General features: G+C 69.7%; 19 protein-coding genes and 1 pseudogene. 13 read left to right on the top strand and 7 right to left on the bottom strand.

From position 1 onward, the window contains the following. Nucleotides 1-3 precede the first annotated feature (3 nt). From MQC88_RS05705 to gshB, 3 genes are read right to left on the bottom strand one after another with little or no spacing between them, the layout of a single operon-like run. Nucleotides 4-567, bottom strand: a complete 564-nt coding sequence (locus MQC88_RS05705) for a hypothetical protein (protein ID WP_243319821.1) — start codon at nt 565-567, stop codon at nt 4-6. Between the two features lie 2 nt (nt 568-569). After that, nucleotides 570-1,445 carry an energy transducer TonB gene (locus tag MQC88_RS05700; RefSeq protein ID WP_425491555.1) on the bottom strand — a complete coding sequence of 292 codons (876 nt, stop codon included), beginning with the start codon at nt 1,443-1,445 and terminating at the stop codon, nt 570-572. Then, nucleotides 1,445-2,413 carry a glutathione synthase gene (gshB, locus tag MQC88_RS05695; protein ID WP_243320314.1) on the bottom strand — a complete coding sequence of 323 codons (969 nt, stop codon included), beginning with the start codon at nt 2,411-2,413 and terminating at the stop codon, nt 1,445-1,447. Before gshB ends, MQC88_RS05700 begins: the two co-directional genes overlap by 1 nt. Before the next feature lie 195 nt (nt 2,414-2,608). On the opposite strand from gshB, the gene pilG reads away from it, so the two are divergent. The 5 genes and pseudogenes from pilG to MQC88_RS13120 form a co-directional block, all read left to right on the top strand. Continuing rightward, complete coding sequence (gene pilG / locus MQC88_RS05690) at nt 2,609-3,010, top strand: twitching motility response regulator PilG (RefSeq protein WP_243319819.1); 402 nt, start codon at nt 2,609-2,611, stop codon at nt 3,008-3,010. A 20-nt stretch (nt 3,011-3,030) separates the two neighbouring features. Then, the gene (locus tag MQC88_RS05685; protein WP_243319817.1) at nt 3,031-3,396 is read left to right on the top strand and encodes a response regulator; all 366 of its coding nucleotides are present in this window, start codon (nt 3,031-3,033) and stop codon (nt 3,394-3,396) included. A gap of 1 nt (nt 3,397) precedes the next feature. After that, nucleotides 3,398-3,952 (top strand): chemotaxis protein CheW, encoded by a 555-nt coding sequence (locus MQC88_RS05680; RefSeq protein WP_243319815.1) that lies wholly within the window; start codon nt 3,398-3,400, stop codon nt 3,950-3,952. A gap of 36 nt (nt 3,953-3,988) precedes the next feature. Continuing rightward, complete coding sequence (locus MQC88_RS05675) at nt 3,989-6,010, top strand: methyl-accepting chemotaxis protein (protein WP_243319813.1); 2,022 nt, start codon at nt 3,989-3,991, stop codon at nt 6,008-6,010. Between the two features lie 100 nt (nt 6,011-6,110). Next, nucleotides 6,111-8,360: pseudogene (locus MQC88_RS13120) on the top strand (FimL-related protein); the annotation flags it as partial. A gap of 748 nt (nt 8,361-9,108) precedes the next feature. On the opposite strand, the gene MQC88_RS13115 reads toward MQC88_RS13120, so the two are convergent. Next, nucleotides 9,109-9,585: a pentapeptide repeat-containing protein gene (locus MQC88_RS13115; protein WP_425491595.1), complete on the bottom strand. Its 477-nt coding sequence runs from the start codon at nt 9,583-9,585 to the stop codon at nt 9,109-9,111. On the opposite strand from MQC88_RS13115, the gene MQC88_RS13110 reads away from it, so the two are divergent. Genes MQC88_RS13110 through MQC88_RS05660 form a run of 3 tightly spaced genes read left to right on the top strand, consistent with a single transcriptional unit; the run spans nt 9,516 to nt 14,015 of the window. Then, nucleotides 9,516-12,287 (top strand): response regulator, encoded by a 2,772-nt coding sequence (locus tag MQC88_RS13110; RefSeq protein WP_425491593.1) that lies wholly within the window; start codon nt 9,516-9,518, stop codon nt 12,285-12,287. The two genes, MQC88_RS13115 and MQC88_RS13110, sit on opposite strands and share 70 nt — an antisense overlap. 7 nt (nt 12,288-12,294) lie before the next feature. Next, nucleotides 12,295-13,527 carry a chemotaxis protein CheB gene (locus MQC88_RS05665; RefSeq protein ID WP_243319809.1) on the top strand — a complete coding sequence of 411 codons (1,233 nt, stop codon included), beginning with the start codon at nt 12,295-12,297 and terminating at the stop codon, nt 13,525-13,527. 11 nt (nt 13,528-13,538) lie between these two features. Then, on the top strand, nt 13,539-14,015 hold the full coding sequence (locus tag MQC88_RS05660) for a chemotaxis protein CheW (RefSeq protein WP_243319807.1): 477 nt from the start codon (nt 13,539-13,541) through the stop codon (nt 14,013-14,015). A 51-nt stretch (nt 14,016-14,066) separates the two neighbouring features. Here the strand turns inward: MQC88_RS05660 and MQC88_RS05655 are convergent, their stop codons facing one another. Both MQC88_RS05655 and bioA read right to left on the bottom strand, forming a co-directional pair. Beyond that, nucleotides 14,067-14,801: a 16S rRNA (uracil(1498)-N(3))-methyltransferase gene (locus MQC88_RS05655; protein WP_243319805.1), complete on the bottom strand. Its 735-nt coding sequence runs from the start codon at nt 14,799-14,801 to the stop codon at nt 14,067-14,069. Further along, a complete protein-coding gene (gene bioA, locus MQC88_RS05650) occupies nt 14,792-16,207 on the bottom strand; it encodes an adenosylmethionine--8-amino-7-oxononanoate transaminase (protein ID WP_243319803.1) in 1,416 nt (471 codons plus the stop codon). Before bioA ends, MQC88_RS05655 begins: the two co-directional genes overlap by 10 nt. A gap of 125 nt (nt 16,208-16,332) precedes the next feature. On the opposite strand from bioA, the gene nudE reads away from it, so the two are divergent. From nudE to MQC88_RS05630, 4 genes are all read left to right on the top strand, one after another. Beyond that, complete coding sequence (gene nudE / locus MQC88_RS05645; protein ID WP_243319801.1) at nt 16,333-16,884, top strand: ADP compounds hydrolase NudE; 552 nt, start codon at nt 16,333-16,335, stop codon at nt 16,882-16,884. Beyond that, nucleotides 16,871-17,701: a 3'(2'),5'-bisphosphate nucleotidase CysQ gene (gene cysQ, locus MQC88_RS05640; RefSeq protein ID WP_243319799.1), complete on the top strand. Its 831-nt coding sequence runs from the start codon at nt 16,871-16,873 to the stop codon at nt 17,699-17,701. The genes nudE and cysQ overlap by 14 nt, the downstream gene beginning before the upstream one ends. Nucleotides 17,702-17,825: 124 nt before the next feature. Further along, nucleotides 17,826-18,719 (top strand): nucleoside triphosphate pyrophosphohydrolase, encoded by an 894-nt coding sequence (gene mazG, locus MQC88_RS05635; RefSeq protein WP_243319796.1) that lies wholly within the window; start codon nt 17,826-17,828, stop codon nt 18,717-18,719. Nucleotides 18,720-18,748: 29 nt separating this feature from the next. Continuing rightward, nucleotides 18,749-19,054, top strand: coding sequence for an Mpo1-like protein (locus tag MQC88_RS05630; protein ID WP_243320312.1), 306 nt, complete (start codon nt 18,749-18,751; stop codon nt 19,052-19,054). 328 nt (nt 19,055-19,382) lie between these two features. Here MQC88_RS05630 and MQC88_RS05625 read toward each other — a convergent pair whose 3' ends face one another. Then, nucleotides 19,383-19,727 carry a DMT family protein gene (locus MQC88_RS05625; RefSeq protein WP_243319794.1) on the bottom strand — a complete coding sequence of 115 codons (345 nt, stop codon included), beginning with the start codon at nt 19,725-19,727 and terminating at the stop codon, nt 19,383-19,385. A gap of 106 nt (nt 19,728-19,833) precedes the next feature. Here MQC88_RS05625 and MQC88_RS05620 point away from each other — a divergent pair, with 106 nt between their 5' ends. Continuing rightward, nucleotides 19,834-20,547 (top strand): response regulator transcription factor, encoded by a 714-nt coding sequence (locus MQC88_RS05620; RefSeq protein ID WP_243319793.1) that lies wholly within the window; start codon nt 19,834-19,836, stop codon nt 20,545-20,547. Nucleotides 20,548-20,549 lie beyond the last annotated feature (2 nt).

Genomic DNA, 20,549 nt, shown 5'->3' with positions numbered 1-20,549 from the left:
CCCTCACGACAGGTGCAGGAACAGCAGGCCGACGTAACCGCACAGCAATGCCAGCGAACTGCCGGCGAACCACAGCTGGGCGCGCGCGCCGTGCACGCGGCCGGCGACCAGCGCCAGCAGCAGGAACAGCACCCGGAAGGCGGCGTCGGCGTCGCTGGGGACAGCGCCCGCGTCGATGTATTCGTCCGCCAGGCTGACCAGCGGCAGCAGCGCGAGCAGGCCGAAGAACCACGGCCGGTTGCCGGCGAAGTTCGCCGGCAGGTCGATCTCGTCCTCGTCCCCCAGCTCCGGCAGCACCAGGTAGCTGAGCAGGAACGCGAGCGTCGGCTGCAACAGGTAGAACAGGAACAGGAAGAAGTTCCACTGGCCGATGTCGCGGCGCTCGAACGCCGCCCACCAGATCTGGGTGTCGAGCAGGAACAGGGTCGCCATCCACAGCAGGGTGGTGGCGTGCGGCCGCACCCGCGCCCGGATCTGGATCAGCCGCGCGGTGCCCGACAGCAGCTGGGTGATCGCCAGGCCGATGACGATCGAGATCAGGACCGAGAGGTATTCGAACGGGGTCATGCTCAGCGGTCGATCAGTTCGCCGCCGGGCATGAACTGCCAGGTGCGCACGACGTTGAGGATGTCCGGGTCCTCGGCCGTCTTCGGCAGCGGCGGATAGGGTTCGGCGAGCTTGGCGATGCGCAGCGCGGCCGCGTCCAGCAGCGGGATGTGGCTGGACTTGACGATGTCGGCACGCTCCACCGTGCCGTCGCGGCGGATGCCGACGTTGATCACGACCACGCCGCCGATGTGGCGACGGCGCGCTTCGTCCGGGTAATTGAGGTTGCCGACGCGCTCGACCCGGTCCACCCAGGCCCGCAGGTAGGCGGCCCAGGCGTACTCGCGGGTGCTGGCGGAAACGAACTTGCGCGACGGCCGCCTGGCATAGCGCTGCGAGCGCAGGTGGATCTCGGCCGCCAGCCGCGCCATGGCGATGTCGTGCTCGATCTTCAGTTGCCCGGGCGGCAGCGGCGCCGGCTCGACCTGCGCGGCGGCCTGGGGCAGCGGCGCGCGGGCCTGGCCGCTGCTGCTGCTGACGACGCGCGCCTGCGGGGGCGGTTGCGGCGCCGGTGTCTGCGCCCGCAGTTCGCGCGGGGCGACGCCGTCCTCGGGCTTGGCGATGTCCCCGGTCTGGGGGTCGCGCGGGCGACTCGCCTTGTCGTCGTCACCGCCGCCCAGGTTGCTGGCCTGGGCGAGGAAGTCGGCCTGCGCCGGGGTCAGCGCGGACCGGGTCTGGGTGAGGATCACGTCCAGCGTCGGCATGACCGGGGCGGCATCGTCGAGCACGAAGCCGACTCCCAGGATCAGCATCCCGTGCAGCAGCAGCGACAGCACCAGGGTGGCGCCCAGGCGATCGCGGTCGCCGATCTGCGGGCGGGGGGCGGCGACGGCGGACATCAGCGCGGCGCGGGCTCCGGCTGGCGGCAGCGGGCCTCGATCGCGTCGAACAGCTGGCCGGCGATGTTGAGGCCGTACTGGGCGTCGAGTTCGCGGATGCAGGTCGGGCTGGTGACGTTGACCTCGGTCAGGTAGTCGCCGATCACGTCCAGGCCGACGAAGACCATGCCCCGCCGCCGCATCTCCGGCCCGACCTGGGCGGCGATCCAGCGGTCGCGCTCGGACAGCGGCCGGCCCTCGCCACGACCACCGGCCGCGAGGTTGCCGCGGAACTCGTCGCCCTGCGGGACCCGCGCCAGGCAGTAGTCCACCGCCACCCCGTCGACCAGGAGGATGCGCTTGTCGCCGGCGCTGATCTCCGGGATGTAGCGCTGCGCCATGGCCAGGTGGAGGCCGCCGCCGGTCAGGGTCTCGAGGATGACGTTGGTGTTGGGGTCGCCGTGCCGGGCGCGGAAGATCGAGCGCCCGCCCATCCCGTCCAGGGTCTTGAGCACCGCCTCGCCGTGCTCGGCGACGAAGGCCTTGAGCGCGGCGGGGTCGCGGCTGACCAGGGTCGGCGGGCAGCACTGCGGGAACTCCAGCGCGGTCAGCTTCTCGTTCATGTCGCGCAGGCCACGCGGGTCGTTGACCACCATGGCCCCGGCCTGCTGGGCGATGCCCAGGATCTGGGTGTCGTGGATGTATTCGGCATCCACCGGCGGGTCGGTCCGCATCAGCACCACGTCGCCGGAACCCAGCGCACGCCGTGACGGGGTGCCCAGTTCGTGCCAGCCGGCCGGGTCGTCACGCACGGTCAGCGCCGCCGTGGTCGCCATGGCCACGCCATCGCGCAGCCACAGCCCGCCGGGACGCACGTAGTGCAGGCGATGGCCGCGTCGCTGCGCCTCGAGCAGCATCGCGAAGGTCGAGTCCTTGGCGATCTTGATGGTCCCGATCGGATCCATCACGACGACGATATCGAGCACCATGCGACCGGTCCGCGGCAGAATGCGACGCATGGTAGCAGGGGTGCGCGCCGGCCCCGGCGGCGTTCCGGAGCGGGTGAACGCGTTCAGGGACACGAGCCGGTCAAATGAAAACTTGACACTGCCGGCGCGGGCTGGGATATAGGGGTTTCGCAGCGACGCCGGCAATCACGAAGCGTCGCGCACAGGGGAGCAGCAATGACGCCAGATGACAGCCGCACCGGAAGCCTCGATGGCCTCCGCGTGATGGTGATCGATGACTCCAAGACGATCCGGCGCACCGCCGAGACGCTGCTCAAGCGCGAGGGCGCCGACGTGGTCACCGCCACCGACGGCTTCGAGGCGCTGGCCAAGATCGCCGACCACCAGCCGCAGATCATCTTCGTCGACATCATGATGCCGCGCCTGGACGGCTACCAGACCTGCGCGCTGATCAAGAACAACCAGCTGTTCAAGTCCACGCCGGTGATCATGCTGTCGTCCAAGGACGGCCTGTTCGACAAGGCCCGCGGCCGCATCGTCGGCTCGGAGCAGTACGTCACCAAGCCATTCACGCGCGAAGAGCTGCTCGACGCGATCCGCAAGCACGTCAACGCCTGACCGGGGGGTAGGGCAATCCAATGGCACGCATTCTCCTGATCGAGGACTCGCCGACCGACACGGCGGTGCTCACCCAGTTGCTGGAACGCAACGGCCACCAGGTGCTGACTTCGGGCAGCGCCGAGGACGGCATCGAGGTCTGCAAGCGCGAACTGCCCGACCTGGTGCTGATGGACGTCGTGCTGCCCGGCATGAACGGCTTCCAGGCCACGCGCGCGCTGTCGCGCGACGGCGCCACCAGCGCCATCCCGGTGCTGATCGTCAGCACCAAGGGCATGGAGACCGACCGGGCCTGGGGCCTGCGCCAGGGCGCCAAGGACTACATCGTCAAGCCGCCGGACGAGGGCGCGCTGGTCGCCCGCATCAACGAGCTGCTCGGTGCCTGAGATGAGCAAGCGCCGCGGCCCGTTCGAGATCCTCGCCGACTACGAAAGGCGCAGCCTGGCACATGTCGCCGGCCTGCCCGAACAGCTGGACGCGCCCGGCCTGTGGCGCGGCGTGGGCTTCCGCATCGGCCACAAGCGGCTGGCGGCCGGTTTCGACGAGGTGGTCGAGATCCTGCCGATGCCGCAGGTCACACCGGTACCCGGCGCGCAGCCGTGGATGCTCGGCGTGGCCAACGTCCGCGGCAACCTGCTGCCGATCGTGGACCTCAAGCAGTTCCTGGAAGGCGAGCGCACCGTGATCCACGAGGGCCAGCGTGTACTGATCGTGCGCCAGCCCGGCGGCGACGTCGCGGTCACGATCGACGAGCTGTTCGGGCAGCGCAGCTTCGTCGAGGAGCAGCTGCTGCCCGCCGATTCGCTTCCCGAACACCAGCTGGCCGAAGGCCGTTACGCGCATTTCGTCGATCGTGCCTATGCGTACGCCGACAACGCCTGGGGCATCTTCAGCCTGGAACGGCTGGCCCGCACTCCCGAATTCAGACAAGCCGCGGCCTGACCGCCGCGCATCGCAACCGAAGGTCGAGGTCGAACCATGAGCACTGTAATGGACAATGTCGCCGGCAAGGGCCGCACCATCGGCACCAACGTCTGGATCTGGTTGCTGCTGCTGTCGCTGCTGGTTTTCGCCGGCAACACCATCTGGGCGACCACCAAGGCGGCGCGACTGGGCGGTGCCAGCACCGCGGCCTCGAACCTGCAGGTGAACTCGCAGCGCCTGGCCAACCAGGGCCGCGAGGCGGTCGGCGGCAACGCCGAGTCGTTCGCCGCGTTCAAGGCCACGCGCCAGCAGATCGACAGCGACATCAAGCTGCTCAACGACCGCTTCGGCCAGACCGCCGGCGTCGCCGGCCCGATCAACACCGTCACCCAGACCTGGACGCCGCTGGCCAAGAACGCCGACCAGGTGATCGGCTCGGAGAAGGCCGTGCTCGGCCTGGCGGGCAACGCCAGCAGCTTCACCCAGAAGGTGCCGCAGCTGCAGGCGCAGATGGACGAAGTGGTGCGCGCGATGTCGGCCTCCGGCTCGCAGTCCTCGCAGATCTACATCGCCCTGCGCGAGGTGGTGCTGGCAGCGACCATGGCCCGCCGCGTCGCCGAGATCCAGGCTGGCGGCGCCACCGCCTCGCTGTCGGGCGACGCGCTGGCGCGCGACGCCGGCGTGTTCGGCCAGGTGCTGAACGGCCTGCGCCAGGGTGACGCCACGCTCAACGTGCAGAAGCTGACCAACGCCAATGCGCTGGCCGCGCTCAACCAGGCCAATAGCCTCTGGGTCGAGATGAAGAAGGACCTCGACGCGATCCTCGGCACGTCCCAGAACCTGTTCCGCGCCCAGAACTCCGCGACCGCGATCGCCACCGGCTCCGACAAGCTGCTGTCGGACAGCGAAAACCTGTTCAGCGCCTTCACCGCCTTCGGCTCGCTCAAGGACACCAGCATCATCGGCGGCGTCTGGGTCAGCATCCTGTCGGGCGCGCTGGTACTGGTTTCGCTGGTCGGCCTGTACTTCAGCACCCGGCGCGCCGAGCGCAAGCGCTACGAAACCACGATGGAGCTCAACAACCGCAACCAGGAGGCGATCATGCGCCTGCTGGACGAGATGGGTTCGCTCGCCGAAGGCGACCTGACGGTGAAGGCGACGGTCACCGAGGACATGACCGGCGCGATCGCCGACTCGATCAACTTCGCGGTCGAGCAGCTGCGCAGCCTGGTGCAGACGATCACCGACACCTCGGTGCAGGTGGCCTCCAGTGCGCAGGAGACGCAGGCCACCGCCATGCACCTGGCCGAGGCCGCCGAGCACCAGGCCACCGAAATCAACTCGGCGTCCGACCGGATCAACGAAATCGCCGCCAGCATCAACCAGGTCTCGAAGAACTCCGCCGAGTCGGCCGAGGTGGCGCAGCGCTCGGTGCAGATCGCGACCAACGGCGCCGGCGTGGTGCGGCAGACGATCGCCGGCATGGACTCGATCCGCGACCAGATCCAGGAAACCTCCAAGCGCATCAAGCGGCTGGGCGAGAGCTCGCAGGAAATCGGCTCGATCGTCGAACTGATCAACGACATTTCCGAGCAGACCAACATCCTGGCGCTGAACGCGGCCATCCAGGCGGCGTCCGCCGGCGAGGCGGGCCGCGGGTTCGCGGTGGTGGCCGACGAAGTGCAGCGACTCGCCGAACGCTCGTCCAACGCGACCAAGCGCATCGAATCCCTGGTGCAGACGATTCAGGCCGACACCAACGAGGCCGTCAGCTCGATGGAGCAGACGACTTCCGAAGTGGTCGCCGGTGCGCGCCTGGCCGAGGACGCCGGTACCGCGCTGGGCGAGATCGAAAACGTGTCGACCAGCCTCGCCGACCTCATCCAGGGCATCTCCAACGCGGCGCAGCAGCAGACCGCGGCGGCGTCGAACATCACCCAGGCGATGAACACGATCCAGTCGATCACCGCGCAGACCTCGCAGGGCGCCAACCAGACGGCCGAGTCGATCGGAAACCTGGCGCAGCTTGCGGCCGACCTGCGTCGTTCGGTCGCCGACTTCAAGCTGCCGGCCTGAGCGGCGAGGTCGTCTTCGCGATGAACATGTCCGCTCCCGCCCGCGTGGCCGTCCTTGACCTGAGCCGCGCCCCGGGGCGCGCGCCGCGGGGGGGCGCACGATGACCACGGTGTTGCGCGACGCGATCGACTACACCACGCTGGGCTGGGTCAAGCCGGAGCTGGACGAGACCCTGCGCCAGGCGCGGATCGAGATCGAGGCCTTCGCCGAGGATCCGTCCGACACCAGCCGCATGCGCTTCTGCGCCAGCTACCTGCACCAGGTGCAGGGCACCCTGCGCATGGTCGAGCTGTATGCGCCGGCGATGGTGGCCGAGGAGATGGAGCAGCTCGCGCAGGCCCTGCAGGAAGGCAGCGTGGCGGAGCGCGACGAGGCCTGCGCCACGCTCATGCGCGGCGTGGTGCTGTTGCCCGACTACCTGGAGCGGTTGCAGGGCGGGCACAAGGACATCCCGATCGTGCTGCTGCCGTTGCTCAACGAGTTGCGCGCGGCGCGCGGCGAAACCGGCCTCAGCGAGAGCGTGCTGTTCGCGCCGGACTTGCAACGGCCGTTGCCCGAAGCCCTGGCGACCGACGCGACGCCGTCGCGGCAATCGCGCGAAGCCAGCGCCGCGCCGCTGCTGGCACAGCTGCACGACGCGCTGGCGACCTGGCCCGAGCAGGGGGTACCGGCGTCGGCCGCGTCCCTCGCCGCCGCCATCGACGGGCTGCTGTCGCAGTCCGGCGAGGAAGCCGCGCGGCGCATGCTGTGGGTTGCCTCCTCCGTGGCCGGCGCCCTGCGCGATGGCGCGTTGCCGGCGACCGCCGCGCTGCGGCAGGCCTTTGCCAGCGTCGAGCGTGAAACCCGGCGCCTGTTCGAGGACGATGGTTTCGGCATGCCGCGCGCCGAAGCCGCGCTGGAACCGACCCGGCAACTGCTTTACCACGTCGCCCACACCGACGGCGATCACGCCGCGCTGAAGGACCTGCGCGAAACGTTCGACCTCGATGCGCCCGCGCCGAGCGAATCCGAACTGGCGCATGCGCAGGGCAGCCTGACCGGCCGCAATCGCGCGCTGTTGGATACCGTGTCCGCCGCGGTCAAGGAAGACCTGCTGCGGGTCAAGGATGCGCTCGACCTGCACCTGCGCAGCGGCCAGGGCGATGTCGCCGGCCTGCGGCCGCAGGTCGAGGCGCTGGGTCGTGTCGCAGACACCCTGGGCATGCTCGGCCTCGGGGTCGCCCGCAACGTCGTGCAGCAGCAGCGCGAGGCGATGCGTCGCATCGTCGATGGCGACCGCAATGCCGACGAGGGCGCATTGCTGGATATCGCCGGCGCGCTGCTGTACGTGGATGCGTCGCTCGACGAGCAGGTCGCGCGACTGGGTGGGCCCAACGCCGCCGGCGACGACGACATGCTCGCCAGCGAATCGCGCAAGGTGCTGGAGGTGCTGGCACGCGAGGCGATTGCCAACTTCGCCGACGCCCGCCAGGCCTTCGTCGCGTTCGTGGAAACCAACTGGGACCACGGCGAACTGGTCGAGGTCCCGCGCCTGCTGCAGGAAGTCGGTGGCGCGCTGCAGATGCTGGAACTGCCGCTGCCGTCGCAATACCTGTCCGGCGTGCGCATGTACACCGAGCGCGAACTGATCGCGCGCCACCGCGTACCCAACGGCCGCCAGCTCGACACCCTGGCCGACGCGCTGGCCAGCCTGGAGTACTACCTGGAGGCGCTGCGCGAGCAGCGCCCCAACCGCGACGACATCCTCGACATCGCCCGCAACAGCCTCGAGTCGCTGGGCTACTGGCCGTTGCCGGCCGCCGAGCCGACGCCCTTCATCGCCGCGGCCGACCTTCAGGCCGGCGACGTCGACACCCTGGACGTCGAAATCGGACCGGTGCCCGTGTTGGAAGAGGCCGATTCGCTGGCGCTTCCGGAAATCCCGGGCGAAGCCGCGCATCCCGTCGCCACGCCGGCGGCCGCCCCGGGCGAAGCCCCGGAAGCCCCCGCGGCTCCCGTGCACGTGCCTGCCCCGGTCGGCACCGGCACCGCCGGCGGCTTCGAGCTCACCGGCGACGAGATCGACGACGAGATCCGTGAAGTCTTCCTCGAGGAGTTCGAGGAGGAAATCGACAACCTCGACCAGATGCTGCCGCCGTGGCGCGCAGCCCCCGAGGACCTGGAAAAGCTGCGCCCGATCCGGCGCGTCTTCCACACCCTCAAGGGCAGCGGCCGCCTGGTCGGCGCCAAGACCCTGGGCGAGTTCGCGTGGAAGACCGAGAACATGCTCAACCGCGTGCTCGACGGCACCCGGCCGGCGACGCCGGCGGTGGTGGCGATGGTCGACCAGGCGTTCTATGCATTGCCGCAGCTGCACGCGGCGCTGCGGGGCGAAGGCGCCATCAACGCCGACCTCGAAGGCATGCAGGCGATCGCCGATCGCATCGCCGCCGGCGAAGAGGCGATCTACACCGCGCCCGCTGCGATCCTCGAGGAATCCGCCGCGGAGCCCGCAACCAACGACGCCTTCGTGCCCGAGGCTCCGGAAGCCGGCGAAGCGGCCGCCGTCGCGGCAGTGGAAGCCGAGCCGGTCGAAGAAGGCGTCGCCGCCAACGTCGATCCGGTGCTGCTGGAGATCCTCGACGTCGAGATCGGTGGCCACCTCGCCAGCGTCGACCATTGGATCCTTGCTGCCACTGCCGCGCCGGCCTACGCCGACGACAGCCTGCTGCGCGCGATCCACACAATGAACGGCGCCTTCGCGATGACCGAAGTGCCGGCGATCACCGATGCGATGACGCCAGCCGAGGCCTACGTCAAGCGCCTGCTGGTCGCGCATGCGCTCGCGACCCCGGATGGCGTCGAAGCGTTGGCGCAACTTGCGGATGCGGCCCGGGCCACGGTGGCTGCCTTGCACGCGACGGGGTCGCGGGTGCCACGTTGCGATGCCTTGGCCGCGCGCCTGTCGGCGCTGCGCGACAGCCTGCCGGAAGGCAAGTTGCCGTTCGAGGAGGCGGTGACGACCGAGCCGCCGTTCGAGCCCCTGCGCGTGGACGATCCGCTGGCGCGGGAACTTGCGGAACTGGACCTCAGCGCTTATGGCGACCTTGCCGCCGAATTCAACGGCGACGCCCTGGCGTCCGTCGAGATCGAAAGTCTGGCGTTCGACGACGGCGAAGTTGCGGTCCCCGCGGACGCGGGCGAGGCGGACACCGATGCCGGCCCTGTCGAAGCAGCGAGCCCGGCAGCCGAACGCGACGAAACCGAACGCGTCGAAGCAGAGCACCTCGAAGCCGAGCGCATCCAAGCCGAGCGCGTCGAAGCAGAGCGCCTCGAAGCCGAGCGCATCCAAGCCGAGCGCATCGAAGCCGAACGCATCGAAGCCGAACGCCTCGAAGCCGAACGCCTCGAAGCCGAACGCCTCGAAGCCGAACGCCTCGAAGCCGAACGCCTCGAAGCAGAGCGCCTCGAAGCCGAGCGTGCCGAAGCCGAGCGCGCCGAAGCCGAGCGCACCGAAGCGGCCAGGTTGGAGGAAGAAGAGCGCCTGGAATATGCGCGGCTGGAAGCCGAGTACGCCGAGCAGGACCGGGTCGCACGCGAACGCCAGGCCGACGCGGAGCGGGAGCAGGCCGAACGCCTCGAAGCCGAACGCCTCGAAGCGCAGCGTGCCGAAGCCGAACGCGTCGATGCCGAGCGGCTCGAATCCGAGCGCGCAGACGCCCAGCGCCTTGCAGCCCAGCAGGCCGAGGAGGCCCGTCTCGAAGCCGAGCGTGCCGAAGCCGCACGCATCGCAGCCGAACAGGCCGAAGCAGAACGCGTTGCCGCGGCCGAGAACGAAACCGCGACCACGACGGAAGCCGCAGCGGCAACGCCGGAACCCGCCGTCGCCGCGTTCCTCGAACAGGCTGCAGCTTCCGCAGAGGATCCCGACGAGCCGCTCGACCTCTCCGACCTGGACCCGGAACTGGTCGACATCTTCGTCGAGGAAAGCGTCGACCTGCTCGACCACTCCGACGGCCTGCTGGCGCAGCTGCGTGAGGCGCCCGGCGAGCGCGAGCCGCTGGTCGGCCTGCAGCGCGACCTGCACACGCTCAAGGGTGGCGCGCGCATGGCCGGGATCATGGCCGCGGGCGAGTTGGGCCACGTCATGGAATCGCTGCTCGAAGCCGTGGTCGACCAGCGCACCGAACTCGGCCGCGACGGCATCCCGTTGCTGGAACGCGGCATCGATCGACTGCACGCGATGATCACCCGGGTCGGCGCGCGCCGTGCGATCGGCCTGCCGCAACAGCTGATCGCCGAGTTCGACGCGCGTTCGCGCGGAGAGGCGATCGCGCCCGCGCAACGCGAGGCCGGGGACAAGGCCAGGCCGGTGCCGGTGCCTGCGCCCAAGGTCGAACTCAAGCCGCTGTCCGCGCCGATCGGCGACGCCACCCACGGCGACGACGACGATATCGGCGTGCGCGCGCCGCAGGAGCAGGTGCGCATCCGCGCCGACCTGCTCGACCGACTGGTCAACTACGCCGGCGAGGTCGCGATCTACCGCGCCCGCCTGGAGCAGCAGCTGGGCGGGTTCCGCAGCGCGATGGGTGAAATGGAGCAGACCAACATGCGTCTGCGCGACCAGCTGCGGCGCCTGGACAGCGAAACCGAAGCGCAGATCATCGCCCGCTACCAGCGCGAGCATGACACCGTCGACCAGACCTTCGACCCACTCGAGCTCGACCGCTTCTCGACGCTGCAACAGCTGTCGCGCGCGCTGGCCGAATCGGCCGCCGACCTGACCTCGCTGCAGGGGTCGATGGACGACCTCACGCGCCAGTACGAAACCCTGCTGCTGCAGCAGTCGCGGGTCAGCTCGGACCTGCAGGAAGGCCTCATGCGCACGCGCATGGTGCCATTCGACGCACTGGTGCCGCGCCTGCGCCGGGTGCTGCGCCAGGCCGCCACCGACACCGGCAAGCAGGTGCAGCTCAAGCTCGAGGGGGCGCAGGGCGAACTCGACCGCAACGTGCTCGAGCGCATGACCGCGCCGCTGGAACACATGCTGCGCAACGCCGTCGCCCACGGCCTCGAAGCCCCGGATGCGCGCCGGAAGGCGAAGAAGCAGGAAGAAGGCGAAGTCCGCATCGCGGTTCGCCGCGAAGGCTCGGAAGTGGTCCTGGAAGTCGGCGACGATGGCGCCGGCCTCAATCGCGGGGCGATCCGCAGGCGCGCCGTGGAGCGCGGCCTGATCCGCGACGACGCCGTGCTCGCCGACCACGCGCTCGACGCGCTGATCTTCGAGCCGGGCTTCTCCACCGCCGACGAGGTCAGCCGCCTGGCCGGCCGCGGCGTCGGCATGGACGTCGTCGCCAGCGAAGTGCGCCAGCTCGGTGGCACGCTCGACATCCAGACCCGCGCCGGCAAGGGCACCACCTTCCTGTTGCGCTTGCCGCAGACGCTGGCGGTCACCCAGGCGGTGTTCGTGCGCATCGGCGAGACCAGCTTCGCAGTGCCGATCGCCTCGGTGCGTGGCGTCGGCCGCATTTCCCGCGAGGACCTCGGCAAGCCGGGTGCGAGCTACGCCTACGGCGGCGAGGACTATGCGATCCACGACCTTGGCCTGCTGCTCGGCCACGGCGCCGCCAAGGCCGAAGGGCAGCTGCAGATGCCGGTGCTGCTGGTCCGCTCCGGCGACCTGCGCGCGGCAGTGACCATCGACCAGGTGCTGGGCAACCGCGAAATCGTGGTCAAGCCGGTCGGCCCGCAGGTCGCTTCGGTGCCGGGCATCTTCGGTGCCACGATCATGGGCGACGGCAGCGTCGTGGTGATCCTCGACGTCGCGCCGCTGGTACGCCGCCAGGCCACGATGCCGCGCGATGTCGCGCCCGCGCCGGTGGTCGAGGCGCGAAAGGTGCCGCTGGTCATGGTGGTGGATGACTCGGTGACGATGCGCAAGGTCACCGGACGCGTGCTGGAGCGCCACAACTTCGAAGTGGGCACCGCAAAGGATGGCATCGACGCGCTCGAGCGCATGGTCGAGCGGGTGCCGGACCTGATGCTGCTCGATATCGAGATGCCGCGGATGGACGGCTACGAGCTGGCCACCACGATGAAGGCCGACGCGCGCCTGCGCGATGTGCCGATCATCATGATCACCTCGCGCACCGGCGAGAAGCATCGCCAGCGCGCGTTCGAGATCGGCGTGCAGCGCTACCTGGGCAAGCCCTACCAGGAGCACGAGTTGTTGCGCAACGTGTTCGAGCTGCTGGCGCAGGTAGGGGCGATCGACGGGGAGCCGCAGGGCCATGACTGAACCGGCAATGCGGGTCGCGCTGCTGGCGCGCCCCGGCACTGCCTGTGATCGCCTGCAGGCTGCCCTGCGCGAGGTCGGTGCCGAGCCGGTGCTGGTGCTTGACCCCACCACGGGCGACTGCGGCACGCTGCAGGGCGCGGCTCCCGGGGCGGTGCTGGTGGCCCTGGAACCGGCTGTCGAAGAAGTGCTCGAGCGCTTTGAAGCCGTGCTCGACGATCCGGCGGTCACCGTGGTCTTCGACGAGGCCGAACTCGCCGCTTCGCGTGAAGGCTGGGATGCCGCGCGCTGGACGCGGCACCTGGCCGCCAAGCTGAATCGCCACGACGATGTGCTGCCCCCCGGCAGGGAGGAATCCGAACCGGCTTTCACTTTCCATGGTGAACCGCAACGCCCTGATCTTTATCAGCGGCCCGACGTGGATCATGACCTCGATGCGATACCGCTGGACTTCGGAATCGTGTCCGGACCTGGATCCGACGCGATGCAATCCGGCGAGGACGCATCGATGCCAAGTGCACCGAAACAGGAAGAAGTGCTTGACCTGGAGAGCTGGCTCGGGAAGGTGGCGCTGGAGAACGTCGAAGTTCCCGAGGCCGACGATGCCGCGTCCAGCGATCGCTTTCGCATGGACCTCGACGACATCCAGGTCCGCACCGCCACGCTGGACCTGCCGCAGGACCGGATCGAGCCCGAAGTCGGGCCGCAGAGCGGGGCGGTGATCGTGATCGCCGGCGTCGGCGGCCCGGATGCGGTGCGGCAATTGCTGGCTGCGGTCCCGCCACGCTTCCCGCGACCGTTGCTGGTCCGGCAGCGCCTCGACGGCGGACGCCATGACCGACTGGTGCGGCAGATGCAGCGCGCTACGGAAATGCCGGTCGCACTCGCGCAGCCCGGCGAAGCGCTGGAACCGGGCCGCGTCTATATCGTGCCCGATGCCATCGCCGCCGCGCTCGATGGCGACGTCATTCGTTTTGTGGCGATGGAGCCGGGCCAGGCGATCCCGGTCCTGCTCGGCCTGCCCGCCGCCGACAGCGCAATCCTGGTGCTTAGCGGCAGCGACCCGGCATTGATCGACGAGGTCATGGCGCAGGCCCTGCGCGGCGCGCTCGTCGCCGGGCAGTCGCCCGATGGCTGCTTTGACGGAGAGGCAGCCGTGGCGCTGGTCGCGCGCGGGGGCGAATCGGGTTCGCCGCGGGAACTGGCTAGACGACTTTCCACCCGCTGGCTTTCGCTGAGCTGAGGAAGAAGACCATGACCACTGCCACCAGCCAGGATATCCGCGGCGTGTTGATCCAGGTCGCAGGGGCGCGCCTGTTGCTGCCCAACGCCACCATCGCCGAGGTCCTGTCGTTCGCCGATCCGGAGCCGGTGGCTGATGCGCCGGACTGGCTGCTCGGCCGCATCCGCTGGCGCGGCTGGCAATTGCCGTTGATCGCTTTCGCGCGGATGGCGGGAATCGCCGACGAGCGCGGCGGGCTGGGCAGCAAGGTCGTGGTGCTCAAGGCGCTTGGCGGCGATCCAAAGGCGCCGTTCTTCGCGCTGCTGACGCAGGGCTTCCCGCGCCTGGTGACGGTCCCGCAGGCGGCATTGGCGGACGATGCCGGCGACGACGCGGCGCTTCCCGTGGGCGTGCAGGCGCGCGTCGTCCTGAACGAGGATGCGGCGTTGCTGCCGGACCTCGAACAGGTCGAACTGTTGATCGGGCAGGCGCTCGACAAGGCCGCCTGAGCCCACCGTCAGCGTCCCCGAAAAGGGCGGGGCCGGTTCCCCGCGCGCCGCTCAGGCGAAGTCGCCGTGGCGCGCCTGCAAGGCCGCAATCGCGGCAATCCCCGCGGTTTCGGTGCGCAGCACGCGCGGCCCCAGCCGCAGGCCCTCGAATCCGTTTGCGCGCAGGTTTTCCAGGTCGCGCGCCGACCAGCCGCCTTCCGGCCCGATCGCGACCACGATGCCGGCGGCCGGCATTTCCTGTGCAGGCATGCCTTGCGGCGCCTGCGGATCGAGCAGCATTCGAAGCGCGCCTGCCGGCAGGCCGGCCATGGCCTGCGCCAGCAGGACGGGCGCGGCGACCCCGGGGATCGTCGCCCGCCCGGACTGCTCGCAGGCGGAGACGACCACGTTGCGCCAGTGCGCGGCGCGCTTCTCGGCGCGTTCGCCATCGAGCCTGACTTCACTGCGCTCACTCGCCACCGGCACGATCGCGGCGACCCCCAGTTCGGCCGCCTTCTGCAGGATCCAGTCCATCTTCTCGCCGCGCGCCAGCGCCTGCAGGAGGATGATGCGCAATGGCGATTCGTTGCCGGCCGCGCGGGCGGCGAGGATGTCCACTCCGGCGTCGCGCTTGCCGACGGTGGCGATGCGCGCGTCGTAATCGTTGCCGTCGCCATTGAACAGCACGCAGCCATCGCCGACCTGCGCCCGCAGCACCCGCAGCAGGTGGCCCGCGGCCGCTTCCGGCAGGGTCACGCGGGCGCCGACCGCCAGCGGGGCCTCCACGTGCAGGCGGGTCAGACGCATCCGGTGGCCTCGTCGATCGCCGCGCGCGTCACCTCGGCCAGCAGTTGCAGTTGCGCCTCGTCGACGCAGTACGGCGGCATCCAGTAGAGGATGTCGCCGAGCGGGCGGAGCACCACGCCGCGTTCGAGCGCGGCGCGGTAGGCGCGCAGGCCAACGCGCAACGCCGGATCGAACGGCGTGCGCCTGTCGCCGTCGCGGGTCAGTTCGAATGCCACCACCATTCCGGCCTGGCGCAGGTCGGCCACGTGCCGATGCGCCGCCAGGGGCGCCGCCAGCGCAGCCATGCGTCCTGCGGTGGCGCGGTTGTGCGCCAGCACCTGGTCGGATTCGAAGATCGCCAGCGACGCCAGCGCCGCCGCGCAGGCCAGCGGGTTGCCGGTGTAGCTGTGCGAATGCAGGAAGGCGCGCTCGCGCGAGTCGTCGAGGAAGCCGTCGTAGATCGCCTGCGTCGCCAACACGGCGGCCAGCGGCAGGAAGCCGCCGGTCAGGCCCTTGGACAGGCACAGCAGGTCGGGCTGGATGCCCGGCAAGCCGCCTTGCCGCGCGGGCGGCGCCTGTTCGCAGGCGAACAGGGATCCGGTGCGACCGAAGCCGACCGCGATCTCGTCGGCGATCAGCAGCACGCCGTGGGCGTCGCACAGCTCGCGCACGCGCCGCAGGTACAGCGGGTCGTGCATGCGCATGCCACCGGCGCACTGGACCAGTGGCTCCAGGATCAGGGCGCAGACTTCGCCGCCATGACGCTCCAGCAGCGCCTGCAGCGCGTCGGCGGCGCGCTGTGCGCATTGCGCGGGTGACTGGCCGGGTGCGGCGAGGTAAGCGTCGGGCGACGGCGCGAACAGGCATTCGGCCAGCAGCGGCGCATACACGCGGCGGTAGAGCGGCACGTCGCCGACCGCGAGGGCGCCGAGGGTTTCGCCGTGGTAGCCGTTCTCCAGCGCGATGAACTTGGTGCGCCGCGGTTCGCCGCGGTTGCGGAACCAGTGGAACGCCATCTTCAGCGCCACTTCCACCCCGGCCGAGCCGTTGTCGGCATAGAACACCTTCGACAGCGCGGCCCGGCCCGCCTCCCGCGGCGCGATCGCCAGCAGCCGCTCCGCCAGTTCGACCGCAGGCTGGTGCGAGAAGCCGGCCAGGATCACCTGTTCCAGGCGCCCGGCCTGCTTGGCGATCGCCGCGCCGATGCGCGGTTCGGCGTGGCCGAACAGGTTGGTCCACCAGCTCGACACCGCGTCCAGGTAGCGGCGGCCGTCGCGGCCGACCAGCCAGGCGCCATCGCCGCGTTCGATCGGCACCAGCGGCAGGGTGTCGGGGCCGCTGTCCAGGTAATGCTCGCGCATCTGCGTGCACGGGTGCCAGAGGACCGCGAGGTCGCGCGACCGCCAGTCGTCGGCGTCCGCTATCATCGCAGCGGCATGGAACCGCTTCCCGCCAGGCTCGTTCTGCATCCGCCCATTATCGCCCGGATTGCCGCGGTGACGGCCGTTGCCGCGTCGGGCGGGACTGCCTTGCGCGGCCCGGGGGCCAGGCGATGACGCGCCGGTTGCCGACGATCCACGGAATCACCGAGCACGACGCCGGGCCGTACCGGATGGAGCGCATGGACCTGGAATTCGGCAACGGCGAGCGTCGCCAGTTCCAGCGCCTGCACAGCCGCGGCCACGGCGCGGTGATCGTGGTGCCGTTGCTGGACGCGGACACCGTGCTGCTGGTGCGCGAATACGCCGCCGGGGTGCACCGCTACGAGCTCGGCCTGGTCGAGGGCCGGATCGACGCCGGCGAAGCCGTGCTGGACGCCGCCAACCGCGAGTTGCAGGAGGAAGCCGGCTACGCCGCGCGCTCGCTGCGTGCGTTGCGCACGCTGACCCTGTCGCCGCGCTACATGAGCCACCAGGCCCACGTCGTGGTGGCGCGCGACCTCTACCCGCGGCGCCTGCCTGGGGACGAGCCGGAAGAGCTGGAAGTGGTGCCGTGGAAGCTGGATGCACTGCACGAACTGGTGTTGCGCGAGGATTTTTCCGAAGGCCGCTCGGTTGCGGCGTTGTTCATGACACGGGAGTGGCTGCGGCATGGCGGAACATGATTCGAACGGTGCACGGCTGGATGCGTTGCGCGAAGGCATCATCGCGCTCGCACGCGATGCCGCGGCGCGGATCCTCGCGGTCTACGACGGCGACTTCGCGGTCGAGCACAAGGACGACCGCTCGCCGTTGACCGCGGCCGACCTCGCCGCGCACCACTGCATCCTTGCCGGGCTGGAACGGCTGGCGCCCGGGATCCCGGTGCTGTCGGAAGAGTCGGCGCAGGACGTGCCGGCGCTGGTCCGCCGCCAATGGTCGCGGATGTGGCTGGTCGATCCGCTCGACGGCACCCGCGAGTTCATCAAGCGCAACGGCGAGTTCACCGTCAACATCGCGCTCATCGGCGAGGACGGCTCACCCGTGCTGGGCGTGGTGCAGGCGCCGGCCACCGGCGTGCTGTGGCACGGCCAGCGCGGCCGCGGTGCGTTCCGCCGCGACGGCGATGCGGACGTCGCGATCCGCGCGCGCGCGCCGGCGACCGCGCCGTTGCGCGTCGCCGCCAGTCGCTCGCATCGCGATGCGCGCACCGAGGCCTTCATGGGCCGGATGGGCGAAGTGGAACCGGTCGGCATCGGTTCGTCGCTGAAGTTCTGCCGCCTGGCGGAAGGCGCGATGGACGTGTACCCGCGTTTCGGACCGACCAGCGAGTGGGACACCGCCGCCGGCCAGTGCGTGCTGGAAGCCGCGGGCGGCATCGTGGTCGATCCGCGCGGGCGCGCGTTGCGCTACAACCAGCGAGACACCATCCTCAACGGCGACTTCATCGCGCTGGGCGATCCGTCGCTGCCGTGGCGCGACTGGATGGACGGGCGCGCCTGAGCCGCCATGCTGGGGCATGGCGCGCATTCGCGGACGCGCGGCCCCGGGCGCCCGGGCCGCGGGCTTGGCGGGCGACTCCGGGATGCCGAAGCGGTCTTCGCCCGACCTGTCGATGGAAAGTCGCATGAGCCAGGTTGACGGTGATCCCCGCGACATCGCGACCCTGCTCGCGATCATGGCCCGGTTGCGCGATCCCGATGGCGGTTGCCCCTGGGACCTGCAGCAGAGCTTCGCCAGCATCGCCCCGTACACGATCGAGGAAGCCTACGAGGTCGCCGACGCGATCGACCGCAACGACCTGCACGACCTGCGCGACGAGCTCGGCGACCTGCTGCTGCAGGTGGTGTTCCATGCGCGCATGGCGCAGGAGCAGGGCGCATTCGCCTTCGCCGACGTGGTCGCCGCGATCAGCGACAAGATGCTGCGCCGCCATCCGCACGTGTTCGCCGCGCAGGGATGTGCAAAGGCCGCGACAGGCACGATGCCGGCAGCCGCTGCGGGCGGTAGCGCCGAGGAGCTGGAACAGCAGGCGCGCGAATGGGAAGCGCACAAGCGCCGTGAGCGCGATGCGGCCGGCCACGGTGACACCTCCGCGCTGGCGGGGATCGCGCGCGGCCTGCCGGAGTGGCAGCGCGCGACGAAGCTGCAGAAGCGGGCCGCCGTGGTCGGCTTCGACTGGCCCGGCCCGGAACCGGTGATCGCCAAGCTGCACGAGGAAATCGACGAGGTCCGGGTGGAATTCGCCGCAGTCGCGGCCGATCCCGGCGATGCACGCGCGCACGCCCGCCTCGAGGACGAGATCGGCGACCTGCTGTTCGTCTGCGCAAACCTCGCGCGGCATGCGAAAGTCGATCCCGGACGTGCACTGCGCCGGGCAAACGCCAAGTTCGAGCTTCGTTTCCGGGCGATGGAACGGCTGGCCGCCGATGACGGCGTGGCGCTGGCGGGATTGCCGCTGGCGGAGCAGGATCGCTATTGGGACCGGGCCAAGGAAGAGGAACGGGCCGGGCAGGCTTGATCGATTCCGCAACCGGAGGCATGACGTCGATGGACGAGGGTTTCGGCAGTTTCCGCGAGTTCTACCCGTTCTACCTGGGCGAGCACTCCAACCGCACCTCGCGGCGGCTGCATTTCATCGGCAGTTGCGGGGTGCTGGTGCTGGTGGTCGTGGCGATCGTGCAACGCGATCCGTGGTGGCTGCTTGGCGCGCTGCTCTGCGGTTACGGCTTTGCCTGGATCGGCCACTTCGTCTTCGAGAAGAACCGGCCGGCGACGTTCCGGCACCCGCTGTATTCGTTCATGGGCGACTGGGTGATGTTCAAGGACATCCTGACCGGCCGCATTCGTTTTTAGCCAGGAGGCGAAGCAAGGCTTCTCTCTTCTCCGGCGGACCGGGCTTCAGGTGGTTTTGTCTGGCGTTGCCGTTTTCGCAGCGGTGGTACAAGCAAGGCGGAAGCGCTTCGGCTTTTCGGCAAGCCTGCGATCCGACGTCCCGGCGGCCACGTCGGGGCCCGTCAGGTCGCGGCGAAGGCATGCGAACAGACAAGGCATGGAGGCTCCCGGAATCGGCGAACCCTCCTCCACGCAGGCTCCGCCCACCGGCGTCGCTTGCAGAGGCGCGCGAGACTTGGAGCAGGACCAGGGCAATTCCGGGGGCTCGCCCGCGCAGGCAACGCGCGGTTCACTCCAGGAAGATCAGCCATGCCGCTACCACGATCAGGGCGAAACCGGCCCAGTGGTTCCATTTCAGCGGCTGCCCCAGGTACCAGGCCGAAAAACCTGCGAACACCAGCAGGGTGATCACTTCCTGCATGCCCTTGAGCTGCGGCGCGCTGTACACGGCGCTGCCGAGGCGATTGGCCGGCACCTGCAGCGTGTATTCGAAGAAGGCGATGCCCCAGCTGGCCAGGATGACGGTCGGCAGCGGCGTCGACTTGTACTTCAGGTGGCCGTACCAGGCGAAGGTCATGAAGACATTGGAGCCCAGCAACAGCACGATGGGTACGACGCGGTCGAGAAAGGGCATGGGCGGGCCGGCGGGGGCGGAAGAGGGACGCCAGCCTAGCGCCTTCACATGGTTTCCACTGGCGACCCGGCACCTTTCACAAAGCTGAAGACAAGGAACCCAACCCATGCGCGCATCCCAAGAACCGGGCGGTCTGGTCCTGATCGTCGAGGACAACCGCAACATCTCCGAAATGGTCGGCGAATACCTGGAGGGCCGCGGCTTCGAGGTCGATTACGCCTCCGATGGCCTCGACGGCTATCGCCTGGCCTCCGAGAACAGCTACGACGTCGTGGTGCTGGACCTGATGCTGCCGCGGCTGGACGGGATCGAAGTCTGCAAGCGGCTGCGCGAGGAAGCGCGGAAATCCACGCCGGTGCTGATGCTGACCGCGCGCGACACCCTCGACGAGAAGCTCACCGGCTTGTCCGCGGGCGCCGATGACTACCTGACCAAGCCGTTCGCGATCCAGGAGCTCGAGGCCCGCCTGCGCGCCCTGATCCGCCGCGAGCGGCGCCAGGTGGGATCCGAGGTCCTCAAGGTCGCCGACCTGGTGCTCGATCCGGCGTCGTTGCGCGCAACCCGCGGCGGCATCGAACTGCAGCTGTCGCCGATCGGGCTGAAGCTGCTGACGATCCTGATGCGCGAATCGCCGCGCGTGGTCAGTCGCCAGGAAATCGAACGCGAGATCTGGGGCAACGGCCTGCCCGACTCCGACACCCTGCGCAGCCACCTCTACAACCTGCGCAAGACCATCGACAAGCCTTACGACAAGCCGTTGCTGCATACCGTGCAGAGCGCCGGCTATCGCATCGCCGACATCGAGCAGCCGCCGGCCTGAGG

It is taken from the genome of Cognatiluteimonas sedimenti (genome assembly GCF_022808325.1).
GTDB lineage: Bacteria > Pseudomonadota > Gammaproteobacteria > Xanthomonadales > Xanthomonadaceae > Cognatiluteimonas > Cognatiluteimonas sedimenti.
This window is presented reverse-complemented; position numbering and strand designations above follow the sequence as displayed.

What these genes read in the sequence shown, in the direction of transcription:
- bioA (WP_243319803.1), bottom strand. Translation starts at nt 16,207, where the DNA reads ATGATAGCGGACGCCGACGACTGGCGGTCGCGCGACCTCGCGGTCCTC.
- pilG (WP_243319819.1), top strand. Translation starts at nt 2,609, where the DNA reads ATGACGCCAGATGACAGCCGCACCGGAAGCCTCGATGGCCTCCGCGTG.
- MQC88_RS05630 (WP_243320312.1), top strand. Translation starts at nt 18,749, where the DNA reads ATGGACGAGGGTTTCGGCAGTTTCCGCGAGTTCTACCCGTTCTACCTG.
- MQC88_RS05705 (WP_243319821.1), bottom strand. Translation starts at nt 567, where the DNA reads ATGACCCCGTTCGAATACCTCTCGGTCCTGATCTCGATCGTCATCGGC.
- MQC88_RS05655 (WP_243319805.1), bottom strand. Translation starts at nt 14,801, where the DNA reads ATGCGTCTGACCCGCCTGCACGTGGAGGCCCCGCTGGCGGTCGGCGCC.
- MQC88_RS05680 (WP_243319815.1), top strand. Translation starts at nt 3,398, where the DNA reads ATGAGCAAGCGCCGCGGCCCGTTCGAGATCCTCGCCGACTACGAAAGG.
- MQC88_RS05665 (WP_243319809.1), top strand. Translation starts at nt 12,295, where the DNA reads ATGCGGGTCGCGCTGCTGGCGCGCCCCGGCACTGCCTGTGATCGCCTG.
- MQC88_RS05685 (WP_243319817.1), top strand. Translation starts at nt 3,031, where the DNA reads ATGGCACGCATTCTCCTGATCGAGGACTCGCCGACCGACACGGCGGTG.
- MQC88_RS05700 (WP_425491555.1), bottom strand. Translation starts at nt 1,445, where the DNA reads ATGTCCGCCGTCGCCGCCCCCCGCCCGCAGATCGGCGACCGCGATCGC.
- cysQ (WP_243319799.1), top strand. Translation starts at nt 16,871, where the DNA reads ATGGCGGAACATGATTCGAACGGTGCACGGCTGGATGCGTTGCGCGAA.
- MQC88_RS05660 (WP_243319807.1), top strand. Translation starts at nt 13,539, where the DNA reads ATGACCACTGCCACCAGCCAGGATATCCGCGGCGTGTTGATCCAGGTC.
- nudE (WP_243319801.1), top strand. Translation starts at nt 16,333, where the DNA reads ATGACGCGCCGGTTGCCGACGATCCACGGAATCACCGAGCACGACGCC.
- MQC88_RS05675 (WP_243319813.1), top strand. Translation starts at nt 3,989, where the DNA reads ATGAGCACTGTAATGGACAATGTCGCCGGCAAGGGCCGCACCATCGGC.
- MQC88_RS05620 (WP_243319793.1), top strand. Translation starts at nt 19,834, where the DNA reads ATGCGCGCATCCCAAGAACCGGGCGGTCTGGTCCTGATCGTCGAGGAC.
- MQC88_RS05625 (WP_243319794.1), bottom strand. Translation starts at nt 19,727, where the DNA reads ATGCCCTTTCTCGACCGCGTCGTACCCATCGTGCTGTTGCTGGGCTCC.
- mazG (WP_243319796.1), top strand. Translation starts at nt 17,826, where the DNA reads ATGAGCCAGGTTGACGGTGATCCCCGCGACATCGCGACCCTGCTCGCG.
- gshB (WP_243320314.1), bottom strand. Translation starts at nt 2,413, where the DNA reads ATGGTGCTCGATATCGTCGTCGTGATGGATCCGATCGGGACCATCAAG.